The sequence below is a fragment of the Bacillus sp. MYb209 genome, from assembly GCF_002975175.1.
Lineage (GTDB): Bacteria > Bacillota > Bacilli > Bacillales > Bacillaceae_G > Bacillus_A.
Genome location: NZ_PCNZ01000026.1, coordinates 1 through 15043, shown reverse-complemented (window position 1 = coordinate 15043; position 15043 = coordinate 1). Strand labels below are relative to the sequence as shown.

General features: G+C 29.2%; 19 protein-coding genes and 3 pseudogenes. 17 read left to right on the top strand and 5 right to left on the bottom strand.

Annotated features, from left to right (window positions below; genetic code table 11):
- Positions 1–26: 26 nt before the first annotated feature.
- A complete protein-coding gene (lepB, locus tag CQZ94_RS24815) occupies positions 27–563 on the bottom strand; it encodes a signal peptidase I (RefSeq protein WP_258166052.1) in 537 nt (178 codons plus the stop codon).
- Positions 564–851: 288 nt separating this feature from the next.
- Between lepB and CQZ94_RS24810 the strand changes: the two genes are divergently transcribed.
- From CQZ94_RS24810 to CQZ94_RS24790, 5 genes are all read left to right on the top strand, one after another.
- Positions 852–1373: a peptide ABC transporter ATP-binding protein gene (locus tag CQZ94_RS24810; protein WP_105587566.1), complete on the top strand. Its 522-nt coding sequence runs from the start codon at positions 852–854 to the stop codon at positions 1371–1373.
- 23 nt (positions 1374–1396) lie between these two features.
- Complete coding sequence (locus tag CQZ94_RS24805) at positions 1397–1579, top strand: hypothetical protein (RefSeq protein ID WP_105587564.1); 183 nt, start codon at positions 1397–1399, stop codon at positions 1577–1579.
- 106 nt (positions 1580–1685) lie between these two features.
- Positions 1686–2045, top strand: a complete 360-nt coding sequence (locus CQZ94_RS24800; RefSeq protein ID WP_258166051.1) for a hypothetical protein — start codon at positions 1686–1688, stop codon at positions 2043–2045.
- A 308-nt stretch (positions 2046–2353) separates the two neighbouring features.
- Positions 2354–2695 (top strand): DUF4257 domain-containing protein, encoded by a 342-nt coding sequence (locus CQZ94_RS24795; protein WP_000961795.1) that lies wholly within the window; start codon positions 2354–2356, stop codon positions 2693–2695.
- 93 nt (positions 2696–2788) lie between these two features.
- Entirely contained in the window at positions 2789–2983 is a 195-nt protein-coding gene (locus CQZ94_RS24790; protein ID WP_105587561.1) for a hypothetical protein, read from the top strand.
- 188 nt (positions 2984–3171) lie between these two features.
- Here the strand turns inward: CQZ94_RS24790 and CQZ94_RS24785 are convergent, their stop codons facing one another.
- On the bottom strand, positions 3172–3651 hold the full coding sequence (locus CQZ94_RS24785) for a CPBP family glutamic-type intramembrane protease (RefSeq protein WP_105587560.1): 480 nt from the start codon (positions 3649–3651) through the stop codon (positions 3172–3174).
- A gap of 665 nt (positions 3652–4316) precedes the next feature.
- Here CQZ94_RS24785 and CQZ94_RS24780 point away from each other — a divergent pair.
- A complete protein-coding gene (locus CQZ94_RS24780) occupies positions 4317–5330 on the top strand; it encodes a hypothetical protein (RefSeq protein WP_105587559.1) in 1014 nt (337 codons plus the stop codon).
- A 269-nt stretch (positions 5331–5599) separates the two neighbouring features.
- Entirely contained in the window at positions 5600–5872 is a 273-nt protein-coding gene (locus tag CQZ94_RS24775; protein WP_105587558.1) for an HU family DNA-binding protein, read from the top strand.
- A 116-nt stretch (positions 5873–5988) separates the two neighbouring features.
- Here the strand turns inward: CQZ94_RS24775 and CQZ94_RS24770 are convergent, their stop codons facing one another.
- Positions 5989–6645, bottom strand: coding sequence for an SMI1/KNR4 family protein (locus tag CQZ94_RS24770; protein ID WP_105587556.1), 657 nt, complete (start codon positions 6643–6645; stop codon positions 5989–5991).
- A gap of 97 nt (positions 6646–6742) precedes the next feature.
- Positions 6743–6826, bottom strand: a pseudogene (locus CQZ94_RS31955) (aminoglycoside phosphotransferase); the annotation flags it as partial.
- A 368-nt stretch (positions 6827–7194) separates the two neighbouring features.
- On the opposite strand from CQZ94_RS31955, the gene CQZ94_RS24760 reads away from it, so the two are divergent.
- The 4 genes and pseudogenes from CQZ94_RS24760 to CQZ94_RS31950 all read left to right on the top strand — a co-directional run bounded on the left by CQZ94_RS24760 (position 7195) and on the right by CQZ94_RS31950 (position 9110).
- Entirely contained in the window at positions 7195–7677 is a 483-nt protein-coding gene (locus tag CQZ94_RS24760; protein WP_105587554.1) for a tungsten formylmethanofuran dehydrogenase, read from the top strand.
- Between the two features lie 78 nt (positions 7678–7755).
- Complete coding sequence (locus CQZ94_RS24755; RefSeq protein WP_105587605.1) at positions 7756–8277, top strand: DUF7018 domain-containing (lipo)protein; 522 nt, start codon at positions 7756–7758, stop codon at positions 8275–8277.
- A gap of 48 nt (positions 8278–8325) precedes the next feature.
- Positions 8326–8880 (top strand): annotated as a pseudogene (locus CQZ94_RS24750) (hypothetical protein).
- A gap of 95 nt (positions 8881–8975) precedes the next feature.
- Positions 8976–9110 (top strand): hypothetical protein, encoded by a 135-nt coding sequence (locus CQZ94_RS31950; protein WP_258166050.1) that lies wholly within the window; start codon positions 8976–8978, stop codon positions 9108–9110.
- A gap of 152 nt (positions 9111–9262) precedes the next feature.
- Here CQZ94_RS31950 and CQZ94_RS24745 read toward each other — a convergent pair whose 3' ends face one another.
- The gene (locus CQZ94_RS24745) at positions 9263–9589 is read right to left on the bottom strand and encodes a DUF960 family protein (protein WP_105587553.1); all 327 of its coding nucleotides are present in this window, start codon (positions 9587–9589) and stop codon (positions 9263–9265) included.
- Positions 9590–10147: 558 nt separating this feature from the next.
- On the opposite strand from CQZ94_RS24745, the gene CQZ94_RS24735 reads away from it, so the two are divergent.
- The 6 genes and pseudogenes from CQZ94_RS24735 to CQZ94_RS24705 all read left to right on the top strand — a co-directional run bounded on the left by CQZ94_RS24735 (position 10148) and on the right by CQZ94_RS24705 (position 14873).
- Positions 10148–10747, top strand: coding sequence for a hypothetical protein (locus CQZ94_RS24735; protein WP_105587549.1), 600 nt, complete (start codon positions 10148–10150; stop codon positions 10745–10747).
- Between the two features lie 63 nt (positions 10748–10810).
- Positions 10811–11266: pseudogene (locus tag CQZ94_RS31945) on the top strand (hypothetical protein).
- Between the two features lie 186 nt (positions 11267–11452).
- Positions 11453–11614 carry an aspartyl-phosphate phosphatase Spo0E family protein gene (locus CQZ94_RS32460; RefSeq protein WP_074593997.1) on the top strand — a complete coding sequence of 54 codons (162 nt, stop codon included), beginning with the start codon at positions 11453–11455 and terminating at the stop codon, positions 11612–11614.
- 295 nt (positions 11615–11909) lie between these two features.
- Positions 11910–12425, top strand: a complete 516-nt coding sequence (locus CQZ94_RS24715) for a transposase (RefSeq protein ID WP_105587547.1) — start codon at positions 11910–11912, stop codon at positions 12423–12425.
- Positions 12426–13012: 587 nt separating this feature from the next.
- Complete coding sequence (locus CQZ94_RS24710) at positions 13013–13771, top strand: DUF975 family protein (RefSeq protein ID WP_105587546.1); 759 nt, start codon at positions 13013–13015, stop codon at positions 13769–13771.
- A 415-nt stretch (positions 13772–14186) separates the two neighbouring features.
- Entirely contained in the window at positions 14187–14873 is a 687-nt protein-coding gene (locus CQZ94_RS24705) for a hypothetical protein (RefSeq protein ID WP_105587544.1), read from the top strand.
- Positions 14874–15043: the final 170 nt, after the last annotated feature.

The window sequence follows — 15043 nt, the reverse complement described above, 5'->3', positions numbered from 1 at the left end:
CTTTTTTATATGTTTAATTAATTGTATTAAAATTTCATGAATTTATTGAATGGTTTATAGCGTAAAACTACCTTACCTTCAATATTATTCAAAGATATAAATCCTATTTCTTTAAATCTGCTGTCTAAGCTTTCTTCACGATTATCTCCTAATACAAAAATTGTATCATTCGGAACCCTTTCGAAACCATAAGTATTTTTTAATGAAAAATCAGCTGTTTTACCTTTTGAGTATGCATCTTTTACCTGAAGTCCATTTATATAAAGCTGCTGTGATTTATATTCTATTGTATCTCCAGGTAAACCAACTACTCTTTTTATAATTGTTTTTTTATTAGAAGTGTTTTCTAGGGGGGAATTAACAACAACTATATCAAATCTTTGCAGATCTTCAATTGAATGGGTAAAGTGATTAATTAAAACCTTGTCATTATTAAATAAGGAGTTTTCCATAGAAACTCCAGAAACCTTATATGGAAAAAAAACGAACTGTCTTAGTAAGAGTAAGGTAACACCAATTATAAATATTAACATTGGAAAAACAGAAATTAGACGTTTTTTCAAGTGTAGATCAAACTCCATTCTGAAGGTTTATAGTATTCATCATAACATGAAATTGATGGATTGAATATTTTGAATATTGTTGTTTTTGTAGGTGTAATTTGTTAAAATTAAGTATACCTTGTTTTAATTTCAATTTTTTATATCTATAACTACTATAGCCCTTTCGGGGTTTCGATTTTCAAAGATAGTTTAAGTTTTTTACTTTTACTTTCTTTTTAAATATAACTCCGAAAAGGGCTTTTTTTGCGTTTTTTGGAGAACATCACATTGTGAAAGGATGAAGATTTTATGAAGATTAAGAGATTGTTTTTAGTGTTAGGCGTTTTAGCTATGATGTTTGTTTTTTATAACACCTTTATAAAGGATGAACCTCAAACAGATGCTTTAACTCCAATCAAAGTAGAAGATTTGAAACAAAAAATTCAATACGATTATTTGTTTGAAGATGAATTATCACAAAATGTGATTAATGACTTAGGAGGGCAATTCAAATTAATATTTGATGATATTGATAAGAACGGCCACTTAACCATTTATCAAAATAAAAAAGAACTAGAAATGTTTTTAGGAAATCATGTAACTACTGCAGAATTAGCTGATGAATTTACATCAGACTATTTTAGTACAAATAAGAATTACAAAGTTACTTATAAAAGTAAACCAATTCTATTTAATTATGAAAAACCAAGAACTGTTACAAAAGTAAAAAAAGGATTATTTTTGGTAAAACAAAACGACTTAATTCTGGAATTTAAATATGTACCAGAAATAGATGGGTTTCGAATTTCTGAGATTACATATTTAAAATGAAAAATTATTTGGAGGGATTTATTATGTTACAAATTAGAACTGTTATTGCTGATGCATTAAGAATTGATGAAGAAGTGAATGGCTTTTTGAAGTATTGTGCTAATTACGAGAAAATAGTTAAAAAAATAACATCAAGCGGGTTCATGGAACGTGAACAAGGCCAACCGCTTTTGGTTATGGTAATTGAATATGAAGAAAAAATTTAACTGCAGTTATGAAAAAGACGAGGATTAATTCCTTGTCTTTAATATTTTCTAAGAAGGGTGGATATATCTACCCTTCTTAGAAAATATTAAAAAAGTGGCCGTTATAATGGTACCTATTGATTTAGCGGAAGTTCTAAAGTTTATACGTAAAGAGTCATTCTCAGTTAAAGAATTATTGAATCGGAACTTTCAACTTGAATCAATAGTCGCAGCTGCAGAGTATAGGAGACCTGAATCGTTTAAAAATCATACTAATTTAGGCGAAATCACAGGAACTAGAATAATAAATTTATGTAACTTTGAAAATGTAGAGGATAAAAAGGTAGCACTTGAGATACTGGAATTTTATATTCATCAAAATTGTAATATGATCTACAGTATAATTGATGAAAGATTCGAAACAATAAATAGTAATCAGGCTTTCAAAGTATTAGAAGGTGTAAAAGTATCTAATAATTTAATTTGATAACTTGAGAAAGTTAGATTACGAAATGAATTTTCTGAATTAAAAGATAAAAAAGCCTCGTTATGATATAATTTAGTTGCATTTTTGTCTTTTTCTTTTTTATATCACTAACTACTTATAACCTTTCGGGTTAATGAAATTACACAAAAAGGAACTTTATGTTGCTTTATTTTATTGTGTAAACAATTCATTTTCCTGGAAGGTTATTTGTTTTTGCCTGAAAGGGGTGATGCTATGTCATAGGAACTAATTATTAAATAGAAACTGCTGCTGCAATGTCAAAAGTTTTTCGAAAAGGGGTGCATATTATGTTGGTTACAGTAATTGTGTCAGTTGTGGCTGGTATGGTCTCAGGATTGGCTAGTCATTACATCACAAACAAAAAGTTTTTGTTGCCTCGTAAGAGCAAGCTTGCATTTCACCCGGGTTTCTTGGGAGAGATGTTTGTAGGCAGTATTGCTTCACTCGTTGGTGTTGCAATGTTTAACCCTGAAACAATGATGGATATTCTTAAGGTGAGTATTCTTGCTGGGATTTCAGGGCAAGCTTTCCTGCTGCACAATCGCTTGGCAACGGAACAAGTAAAAACCGACGAGATTCAGTCTATTTCAAAGAAATTGACCGAACTCGAAAAAAAGAATAAGGAATAAAAGAGGAGTAATCTGGTATAAATAGAAGTAGAGAGATGAGGAGATTTGGTTATGTAACGGCCAAATAAAGAGAGTTGAGTAGAGGTGAGCCCGATGTCTCGAAAGGAAGTTTTTGATTATCTAGATGATCAAGAAAAGGAAGATTTAGCAGAATGGACAGAAGAGCTTAAGAATGCTCAATCTACGAAAGCAGTTAAACTTTATTCAAGTAAGATAAAGGGACTGCTAGGAAAGATTGAACAACGAATGATTAGTTCAGGAGAGGAAGCAGCGACGGTTAGCTTCTAATTGAATAGCAAGATAGAAAGAAGCTGGTGGAGAATTTATCCACCAGCTTCTTTTTTTATCGGACAACATTGTTTTAGTATTATCTATAGAAAAAAGTTTTTAATTAAAGGATATATCAAAAGATTAGCTGAATAGCAGTTGATGCCAGCCTAAGATGATTTTTTAACCTCGTTATATTAATAATATATTTATAAATTTTTAATAAAAAATACAACAATATTATGTAAAACATGTATACACCATACAATCCAAAATGGTGGAAATTTTGTATGTCTATTCTCATATTTTCTTGTATAAATCCAATAAGAGTACGCAAATACCAAACCCATAATGCAAGCATATAACATATAAGTATAGCTAAAATTGTGGCTCAATCCAAATATAATAGCTGAAATAAAGATAATTGATTTGTTGTTTTTTTCCATACCGGGGATCAATTTTAAAATCCAAAATATAAACATTTGGTATAGAGCTGTTTCTAATAAAGGTGCAATGACTATGCCATCCACTATTTGAATCCATAAATATTCATCTTCAATGGGGTTTTTTTGTAATCCTCCTGGTAGAAAACTGGTGGGGAGTGGTAACAAGAAAGATGCAAAAGTCATGAACATAATAAACCATTGTGTTTTTAAATGATAAAAATAATGTTGTGTCTTCTGAATCATTGATATATTCTCCTATACTGCCGTGTCCTATTTACGGTTTATAAATAGGTGTACTTCTAACCTAGTAATAATTTAGGTATATAAAAAGACACTATATATAGTGCCTTTTTATACGTTGACCTATTCTGAAAGAAAATGTAGTGATTAATAATAGTTTTTTGGATGCTTCTTGGTTGATATCAGTATAACATTATCATCGGTGATTTTAAATGTAATTATGCATATATATGATTTTTGTTATGTTATGGTTAGAGTCATGTTTTTTCTTCTTATATGTAGTGCATAATTTGAGATTGTATAATGTCTTTCCATAAATCCTCCCTCATTGAAGTAGAAGGAACATCTATACTAGGAGACAAAAAAATAAAAAAAGGAATATTTTAATAATATAACCAGATTTTATAGTAAAATAGGTCTCATGGTATGAATGTACAATTTAGATATTTGCCCAATGAACCATATGCTTTTAGAACTGAGAAAGACCTTAAAATAAATAAGTTATATATTTTAAGACAGTAATGCTCCAAGTAGTATAGATGGGAACGTCAAGAACTTAAATGATTTAAGATTCACACTATATAAAAGTTGAAGTAAACGACTAAGGAAAGAGGGCTTTGCAGTGTACTGCACATTCAAGAATTAATTCTTACGTAGGGAGTGCTTATATGAAAAGTATGAAAAATGTAATATTGCTAGTAGTATGTTTCATATTTTTAAGTGGTTGTAATTCAAAAAATGAAGCTGAGGTACAAAACTATATAAAAGAAAAACACGGTATCGATGTTGATGTAACAAAATGGAGCTCGATAAATGAAAATAATGGCGGTAATACCTACCATACTGTGCAAGAAAAAGATAACAAATATCTAAAATTCCGAGTAAAGGTACAAGGTTTCCTCTATTCATCTATAGTAGGTGATGAATACAAATATGGGAAAAAAACATATGAGGAATATAAGAAATTCCAACCAACTCTAGAAGAAATTAAAAAATTAGGGTACGTGGAAACTGAAGAAGAAAATGCTCTTCAATATATGTTTGATAATGAAAATCCAGAAGAAGGAAGCCCGACAGATGAATTGCTATTAACTTTGAAAATGAGCAACGAGATTGACTTTAGCCAATTGGATTCCGTAGAATTAGATCGTTTATATGCTCTATTTCAACTCATTCAGAAGAATAATAAAAAGATAACAGAACTAGAGATTAAGGATCAAAATGGTAAATCTTTAGGTGGACCTTTTAAAAATGTACAAAATATAATAACAAAAGAAGAACTGTTACTAACAATGAAAACTACGATGTCAGATGCCATAAACAAATATTGGGAAGGTTGGATTAGAACGCACTCCAAAGTAGAAGAAAGATTACATGAAATGCAAAACGATCGATTTGCAATTAAAGATATTACTTATATAAGTTCGGATCATGAGGGACTTCGAAAATATATAGTGATTTTAAAACTTAATAGCGACGGTATATTTGAAAACAATCCTCCTTTAATTGAGGATTTAATCAAAGTAACCACAATACTTAAAGAAGAACTGTATAATAAAAATTATGCCATAGATTTAACCAATAAGACTGGAACATTATATACAGCTTGGTTATCATCAAAAGAAATTAAAGAAGCGAATAACATCGAAGATCTTGTAAAAGAGAGGTTTCCTACGAATTAAATGTAAAGTCCTATTCATGTTTGTTATTTGATGTGAAAGCACAATATTTCGAAGTCTCACCCATGCCCATCAACTTAAGAGTTTTATAACAATCCAGGTTAAAAATTCCATGTGTTTTTGAAAGAAAACGGCTTATATTTTCGTTTTGGGGTATTTGCTTTTCATAGTTTGATGGTGATGTGGTGCTATCTCTATATGTTATTATTAATTGCACTAGGAGTATAGGAACGTTATAATAATCCCTAATTACATATAAAGAGGTGCAGAAAATGAATAAAACAGAATTAACAAAAGTAGTTGCGGATAAAGCAGAACTTACACAAAAGGATGCTGCTGCAGCGACACAAGCTGTATTAGACGCTATAACAAATGCTCTTTCAAATGAAGAGAAAGTACAGATTCTTGGATTTGGTACATTTGAAGTACGTGAAAGATCTGCGCGAACAGGTCGTAACCCGCAGACAGGTGAAGAAATGCAAATTGCTGCTTCTAAGGCGCCTGCATTTAAAGCTGGAAAAGAATTAAAAGAGGCAGTGAAATAAGTATACTAAGTGAAAAAGGATCTGATATTTATATTAGATCCTTTTTATTTGTAATTTCCTGCCTCTATTGCTCCATAATCGCGCCCGATTGTTCTCTAGAAAGTGAATAGTTTCTATTAAACTTTCTTAATATACTCATACACTTCTTTGGGTTTTATATTAAGCATGTGAGCAATTTTCGTTATTTTCTTTCCTTCTTTCTTCATCTTTTTTACTTTTGTCTCCAATGTTTGCTCGTATTCTTCTGCAATATCAAATAATGGACTCAATAAAGAGTGCCATATTTCAAAATCAGCAAATTTATTTTTTTCCAAAAACTTATTTAACAATGTTTCTAATTCTCTATTTTGTATAATTCTTTTTCCTTCTAAAACTTGTTTCTCAGTAAGAAAATTACCTATATCTTTTATAAAATTGATAAACGAGTCCATAGAATCAGCAAGGAAACCGCCAACACCCCAACTGTCCATTCCGTGCATTAATGAAGATATAGGGTATCCATCCTCATTTAAATCAATAATAATTGGATCTCCACACATAGTTTCATATGCAATAACAATCCAATTTGCATCCCAAGTATCTTCCTCATTGGTTACAAGGGAGTTTCCATTGGTGTCAATGCTATATCCTACTTGAAATTCATCTAATTGTTCAAAAGAAAATATATCAAAATTTACATATTCTCTAATTTTTTCATGTTCTAAGTTAATAAGTTCTAAATTCCTCTTAATTTCTACTTTTTGATGATAAGAATTAAATTTTATCAATGTCATTTTTACTACATCCCTATTCATACTTTATATTTATTCTTTTTTTATCTGTTTTTTTACTAAAAATCTAAGACAAGAATATTAATAATAGATATTGTTATTTTTTCTTTGCCTTATATAAAGATTCTGTATTTGGAGAATGTTTCTTAAACACTTTCACAATTTTATTATCACAAAGATATATCTTTTAGGTTCAATTATTTTCTCTCCTTAAAATAAATTACAATAATGCCCTATACTTTACCTAATAAATTCAATGCAATTATTGTAAAATCCTTTTGCTACTAAACTGCCCATTTAGATAAATAAAAAATATCCTGTAAAACAGGATCTAAACAAACTTTAAAACATCACGACTTTATTAGAAACAATGTAACTTTATTTCAAATCGACAAGAGGGGGATTTTCTGTAACCGCAATACATGTCTCCATATTGCTAAAACAATCAAAATTTCTATTAAGGATGGGGAATTTATATATTCTATTTATGTAATTTATGTTATGGTTTCATATGTTAATTACTTACAATTATTTTTGGAAGGGGTATGGGGTATGAGGGCAAAGAAACTAATATGTTTAGCATTTTCACTTATGTTAGTATCAGGGGGACCAGTAGGATGTAGTGCAAAAGAAAAGCAAGTAGACAGTAAAGTTTCTATTGAGCAAAATAAGAAAGAAGACTATAAAGAGAACTTAGCCTACTTGATGAAAGATATTTCTGAACAGTCTAAAGTTGTAAGTAACATATTAACAAGCCAAAAGTCAGTAGAAGAGAAGAAGAAAGAATTTAATTTAGCTTCTAAAGACTTACTTGAAACATCTGAAAAGGTTAAGAAATTAAAGCATGACGAAAAATATAAAGATGTACAATTTACAATGGATACTGCTATGGGCTTACTAGATATGTCACTTAAATCAATTGGAGACGGTCTAGAGTTAAAAGACAGAAACTTAATGGAAATAGGTAATGATGCAGTAGTCAAGGCTTCTAAGAAGATAGACGAAGCAAACAAGATGTTGAAAGACATTAAATAGAAAAGTAAATTCATACACTGGTAGTTTAGTCAACAATAAGACTATTAGTATATGAGTTTAAAGAAAGTAGGGAAAGATATGAAACGAAAGGCACTAACACTTGCTTTACCCTTCATGCTACTAACTGGGGTAGTTGGTTGTGAAAGCAATGCAATAGATGAAGACCATGCTATTGTTTCAATAGAAGATGCAAAGAAGGAAGACATTTATGCAGGAAACCTACTCGAATTAAAAAAAGAGTTTAATACTGTTATTGAAGATCTAGCTACAGTAGAGGAAAAGGGGTATACTTCTGATTCCTCTAAGGAAGAGTTTGAAGAGAAATTTAAACAAGCAAAGTCAGTAACAGCACAAATGAGAAGATTAACACCAAGTTCAAAATATAAAGACGCTCATAAAAAAATATCTAAAGCAACAACAGCGTTAGATAAATCATTTGATAAGCAATTAGACGCCATTAAGAAAGAAGACTCAACTAAGCTTAAAGAAGCTACAGACGGTATGAACGAGGCATTTGACTTGTATTTAGAGGGTGTAAGTGATGTAAACGATATTTATTTAAAAGAGATTGAAGACATTGCTGAAACGGTAGGTAAATAGGTAACTAGTAACTACCGTTTCAGTTATCAACTTATAAGGAGCATAATATTGAAGTCAAATAAAATAGTAACTCTTGCAATACCTATTCTATTATTAGTAGGTTGTGGGGTAGGAGATAAAGATTCTACTCCTAAGACTGAGCAAACTAGTAAAGCAATAATGAAAACAGTAATATCAGAGAAACAGTATCCCTATTACATTTGTGAACAATTAGTAGAGTTTCAATTCAGGAAGGATTCACTATTAGTAAACTTAGGGGAAGCTATGAAAGACAAGGAAAAAGAAAAAGATATTTAAAAAACAGCAAACGAGATGGATAAGATTTTAGACAATATGGAACACATAAAAGTTCCTGATAAATACAAAGACATTCACAAAGATATACAAGTAGGGGTAACAGATGCAAGAAAAGCAACGAAGTTAATCAAAGACGCTAGTAAAGAAGATAAACCGAATATGCAAGAAGCCGTACTAAAAAGTACTCCATATTTATCAGGTGTAGACGGAGAACATTGGGACAAAGCAATTTATGAGTTAGGTCAGGAAAACAAAGATGCTTATGGTAAAGCACTTGATAAACTAATGAAAGAACATGCAAAATAATGTAGTAACTTGTAACAATACATACAATCATTCGACTTAATAAAGGGTAATGGAAAAATGAAAGCAAAGAAACTAGTACGTTAGCTTTACCTATCATGTTATTATCAGCTTGTACATTTGCTGAATGGGGAATTGCTTCAACTTTATGGTTTAATACAGACCACTTAGAGTTAGAAAATGAATTATCTACAGAAGAATTAAAAGCATTACTTATCAATAGTAAAATTTAATACATAATAAGAAAAGCCGACTCAATTAAGAGTCGGTACTTTTTTATTACAGCTAATTTATAAATTTACTAAAAAACAATTCATTTACTTAAATATTATTATTTTGAGGTGTTTACTTTTCTTAGCATAATAGGCATGTAGTGTAACTCCTATTAATAATCTGAAGGTAACATCATAATAAAACTTTTGCCATTATCAATGATCCAAATACTTTGTTCCATTGGAAGGTTATCTACTATTACATTCGTTTTTGAACGTATTTCAAAATCTAGGTTTTCTTGCTGATAATTTAATACCAAGTAGTTATCTTCTAATTTTAAATTAAAGATGTGTTTATAGCTTAATAAAGACTTAGTATTACTTCTCATAATTATTTGCGTTTTAAAGAAATCCCAAATACTTTTAGTTATTATTGAAGGAAGAATTTTATCTATACTTGCAGTTCCATAGCATTGTCGATAAAGATTAAATATTTTCATAGTATATCCTCCTTTTCAAACACAAAGGAGATTGACACATTTAGGGATAAAACTATTGATGGTACACGTAAGTTGCCCCATGTATCTAATGTATCAAGCCTATTAATAACATATCTTTTTTCAATTCTTGCTAAATAATAGTTTTCATTACCAATACAATTCAATTCAATACAATACAATTCAATTTCACGTACCATAATTTTAATATTTATTCATAGATAAAGTAATTAAGGGATTAATGTACCCTCATGGAAGGTAATATCAATAAGAATTTCACACGTAATTACGTAAAACATAGTCACAATCGCTACATAAATCCTTATATGATTGCCCGTGTATTGTTTTCATTTCATATAGTTCAATTGTCTCGACATAATAACAACAATTTGTACATTTTTTTAAGTGTAAATCCAATTGTATTAGTTTTTTATATAAAAAAGTTTGAGAATTATCTTAGTTATTAAATAGATTCTGCCTATACTTTAAGTAGAGCCTAATTTATTAAATTTAAAGAGTTTATATGTTTATATATAGAATTTTGAAGGAGGTATATTGTAAATGATTCCAACGTCAACATATGTGGCTAAATGGGTATTAGATGACTTAACACTTGCATCAAGACCAAATCAGGGGATCAAATTAAGTACATTTAAAAAATTAGAGAAACTTTATGTAGAATACAGAGAAATGATTGAGGGAGATACTAGTTTTGAAATCACACATTATCTTTTAGAGTTTATTAATCCATATAATCTTTTTGTAGTAAGAGAAGGTTTCTATATATTTGATAATAAAACAATGAGATTTATTAAAGTATCGGAGGATATTCATTTTTCAAATCAAAGCTTAGCGTATTGTAATAATGGAGTTGCAGTAGATTTAATAAACGGAAAAATGCATTTTTTAGAAGGGCAATATTATAAAGTTAAGACCTCATATGTTGATTTATTAAAAGGAGAAACTATCCCAGTAATGGTACTTAGTCATTTGGATAATAATGTTGGAGTATCAGTTCCGTTGACAATGTTTAATGAGGAAAGAACTTTTAAAATTTCAGAGAGTTATATAGTTAATCTTACCTCAAAGAATTGCAACAACGAGAGTGAATTTAACGAAAAGGGAAACGTAATACGATTTCTAAAACCTTCTATTGTGTAGTTAAGGATATATGTTAATTAAATTCATAATGGGTTCAAGAGGGTGAAAAAAGTGCCATTTGAAATGTATACAGCCTTTCGAGGTAAAGTAATTATAAAGGACAAATATAAACAATTGGTGGAATTAACAAATACAGGAAGCTAGGAAGAAGCAGCTTTAAAATTTCCATTCGTTAAAGAATATACAAAAGTTAATCAAAGTAAGACCATTCCATTTACTAAGAAACAGATAAATGAAGCATTAGCAGAAGATGATTTTCTATATATGAGGTGGCACGTAGGAAACTGGGAAGAAGAGAATGACTATTATACAAATTTAAAAGGTTATGAATGGTCATTTATAGCCAATCTAAAGAATTACAGAGATACAGAACATAATGTGACACCTATTACATCATTTATGAATGTGATATTAAAAGAAGTAGCAGCACATATTATAAAGCTGGAAGTTTGGTATGGTGAAGCTGATGGACCAGAAGAATATGTTTTTATAAATAATGAATTTATAAAGAAGTTGTAGCAGTAATGAAATGTTGCTGCTTTTTTATTTCTTAATACACTAAAATTATTGTTGTTGGCTTCGTAAATATTCATTTATAATAGATTATGGGAAAATTCATAATGCAATAATATAGATTTTTAGTATACAAGGGCTGGGAGCAGCTCTTTTTATTTTGTTTAGGGGGAGTGTGAAAGAAAAAAGTTTATGTTAGTGGCGAAGTTAAATGATCTAATAGAAAATAAAAAATTAGAATTAGTAGAACTGGTAAATAAACATGGCTTTAGTCATACGAAAGTCCTCCATTTAAGTCAGGAAATTGATAAATTAATTAATAAATATATGATTATAAAAAAAGGAACCCTATAATAGTAGGGTTCAAAGGGAACAGATACATAAAATAAATAAAGAGAATAATTTAATTATATAAGAAATTTGATACTGTAATATTGAGAAAGTGTAAAACTTTAATTAATTATTTTCGTTTGAAAAGTGATGTGATTACTATTTTAAAATTAAGAACAGAGTTAATAGATAAAGCTGTTAAACTAATTGAGAAAACAGAAGACAATATAGTTAGTAAACAGAGAGCGGAACTTACATTTAATTTATATAAAAAGTTACTAGAAATGAATGAACCTAGGCAATTTAGGTGGTGTGATAATTGAACAAGTTAGAAAAACTCTCTAAAGTCTTTGTAATCTTTTTTATTTTGTATGTGATATTACTTATATTTTCTCCAAGTAGAATAGTAGGGAGGTCAGCTATCCAAAAAGATGACATAAAATTACACGTATACGCACAAGCCACTACGGGAGTATCTCAAAAAATAAGTAAAAGTGATTTAGCTATATTAAAAGAAAAAATTAAAGATACATATCCTAATGTAAAATCTACGGACATTGAGCTTGAAGGTGATACACCTTTCCTTCATGTTGATGATCCAGCTTATATAGGAGAATTTACTGTATACGGAAAAGTTATAGGTACAAAATTAAATGAAACATCGAGAGAAAATACAGTTGCAGTTTTAAAAGTTTCATATTGGGATATGCCTATGATTCGATACTTGTTTTATGAAGACTCTGTTGTAAGGCTATCGCTTATAATTTTGTTACCAATATTTTTTGTTGCACTTTGCATCCTTTGTCTATGTTCTAAGAAAAGTGACCGCTCGTAATAGGCGGTCTTTTTACGTTTACACATAAAATTAGGGGATGCATAATATCTTCAAGGTTAAGTAAAACATATAAAGATTGCTTTTTTACTGTTCCACCCCAAAATAATTCTGAATATTCATTCTTAATATTTAAACAACTTTATTATCTCCGTACAAATTTATAGATTCAAATGTTTAGGAGACTAGATAAATTTGTGATATATTTTTAAAGTAGTGCACAAGTGCAAAATCACAAAAAAGATTACCTGTTAAATTTTATAGGTGGTCTTTTAATGTTTATTAAATGATCTTTTGATTGAAATAGTGCAGAGGTTTTTTACTTATTTTCAATAGATAAAACTACATGAAAATAAGTAAAAAAGTGGAGAATTATTTGTCTAAATATATAGAATTTTTAACAAAAATTCATAATTATGTTATATAATGATGTTAACAAACCATATTTTAGGCATTACCCCCGATTGTGTAGAATAAATGATTTTTTGATGAGCTAAAGTATTTGGCTAAAAGAACTTGTGGCGGGGCCTGCTACAAGTTCTTTTATTTTTTCAGTAAAGGAAAATAAGAAAAAAGGAGGGAATACAAGTATGACAAGAAATTTAAAGAAAGCAGCACTTAATTCGTTAGATGGTAAATGGGGGGTAGGTATAGGAGTATCAGCGTTAAACTATTTTGTACCTACTCTTAGTGCATCAGCAATCGCGACTTTCATGTATTTAATAGTTGGCCTGTTTATTGGGGTAATTGGTTTGGATGTAATCTTTGTTTATTCAATTAGTGGGCAACCCCAAGTAGACCCTACTGCACTAGTTTTACTTATTCTAAGTTATATTTTTTTAGGACTTATTTGTTTCTTAATTTACAGTTCCATACAAGGCATCTTTAATTATGGATATTCTGCTTTCACCTTACATTTAGGGAAAAATGAAGACGCTAAAGTGGACGATGTATTTCTTGGGTTTAAGAAAAGCAATTTGTTTAGATCAATAAAATTGGGCCTGTTGCAAGCTATTTTTCTTTTTTTATGGAGTCTCTTATTAATTGTTCCAGGTATAATTAAATATTTTTCTTATTCCATGTCGTATTACATATTAGTAGAGAATCCTGATTATACAGCAAGTGAAGCATTGAGAGAAAGTAAAAGAATAATGAAAGGACAAAAACTAAAGTTATTTGTTCTTTGGTTATCATTTATTGGTTGGTTTTTATTGGCCGCATTTATAGGAATGTTTACATTTAATCTATCATTTATTTTCATTTCTCCTTATTACAACACAACTGTCTCACATTTTTACTTAGATTTAATTAAAAAACAGGGTGTTGGAGAAGCCAAGGTAAGTATATAAATAGGAAGAAAGTATGTATAAGGTGAAATATATACTTTCTTGACAGTGGATATGCGATTAAGCATATCCATTTTTTAATATTATATTAAAAGATGTTGATTTGAAATAAAGTTTAATCAAAAAAGCTCCACAAACCTATATTATATGATAGATAAGAAGACTCCGTTTTGAAAAAAGATTAATCAAAATGGAGTCTTTTCTATTCAAATAAACATTCTTTTTTATAAAAATGTTTGATTAAAATTCACTTGGAATTCTTTAATTAAAAGGGGAAAACAGCGTAACTCAAAATTTTAGTAAAAGTTTGGTAAGCGCAATACATTAACAAAAATATTCTTGATAAAAAAGTGAATATGATAAATTATAAATATATATTATAAAAATAATTTAATAGAAGGATTTGATTGTTATATTAATGAAAATTAATAGAGAAGCATTTAATGAATTTAATCAAGTGTGTAATGATTACTTTGAAAAAGACGCAAATAAACATTTTGAAATAAACACTAAAATTATGTCGGCTAGAGCAGTTATAAATTATGCTTTGCAAGATATAAACAATAAAAATGATGATATTAATGTGTATGAATTAATATCAGTTTCAGACAAAATATTAACATCAATAGAATACTTGTTAAAATCATTAACAGTCTATGACAAAAAGAACGACAAAGACGAGTTTTATGGTGTTAAAAGTGAAAATAGGGATAAATATGATTATTTCAAAGCGATTAGATCATATATAATTGCTCATCCTCTAAATACAACATATAAAGAATATGAAAGATTTGGATTTAATAAAAATGTAGTATTTGAGGATATTCAAAAGACAAAAGAACTTCATAAAACTTTAATGAAAGAAATGATAGAAAATATTGAAACGGCTGATTATGTTATGACGTTTACAAGAATTAATCTTGATTTTGAAAATAGTGATATTGAGAATATTGATAACTTGGGCGAAACGTTTAAAAAAGGACTTAATATAGAAGAAGACATATTGAGTCTAATTAGATATGCTATTGATAACATGATGGTCATAACAGAGCATTTAAAAGTTATGATTTCTCAAAATGAGACTACAATAAATGGTGTTGAATAAATCGAGAATGGAGGTTTACAATATGAAAAATATACAGGAGTTCCCAAAAAAACCATTTATTAAATATCCATTAGCCCTAATTTCAGCTATAGCTATAATGAAAACAGGCTATGATTGGTATTATCCCCTTTAGGTAGACAGTGTAAAAAAGACCATGTGCACACATGGAT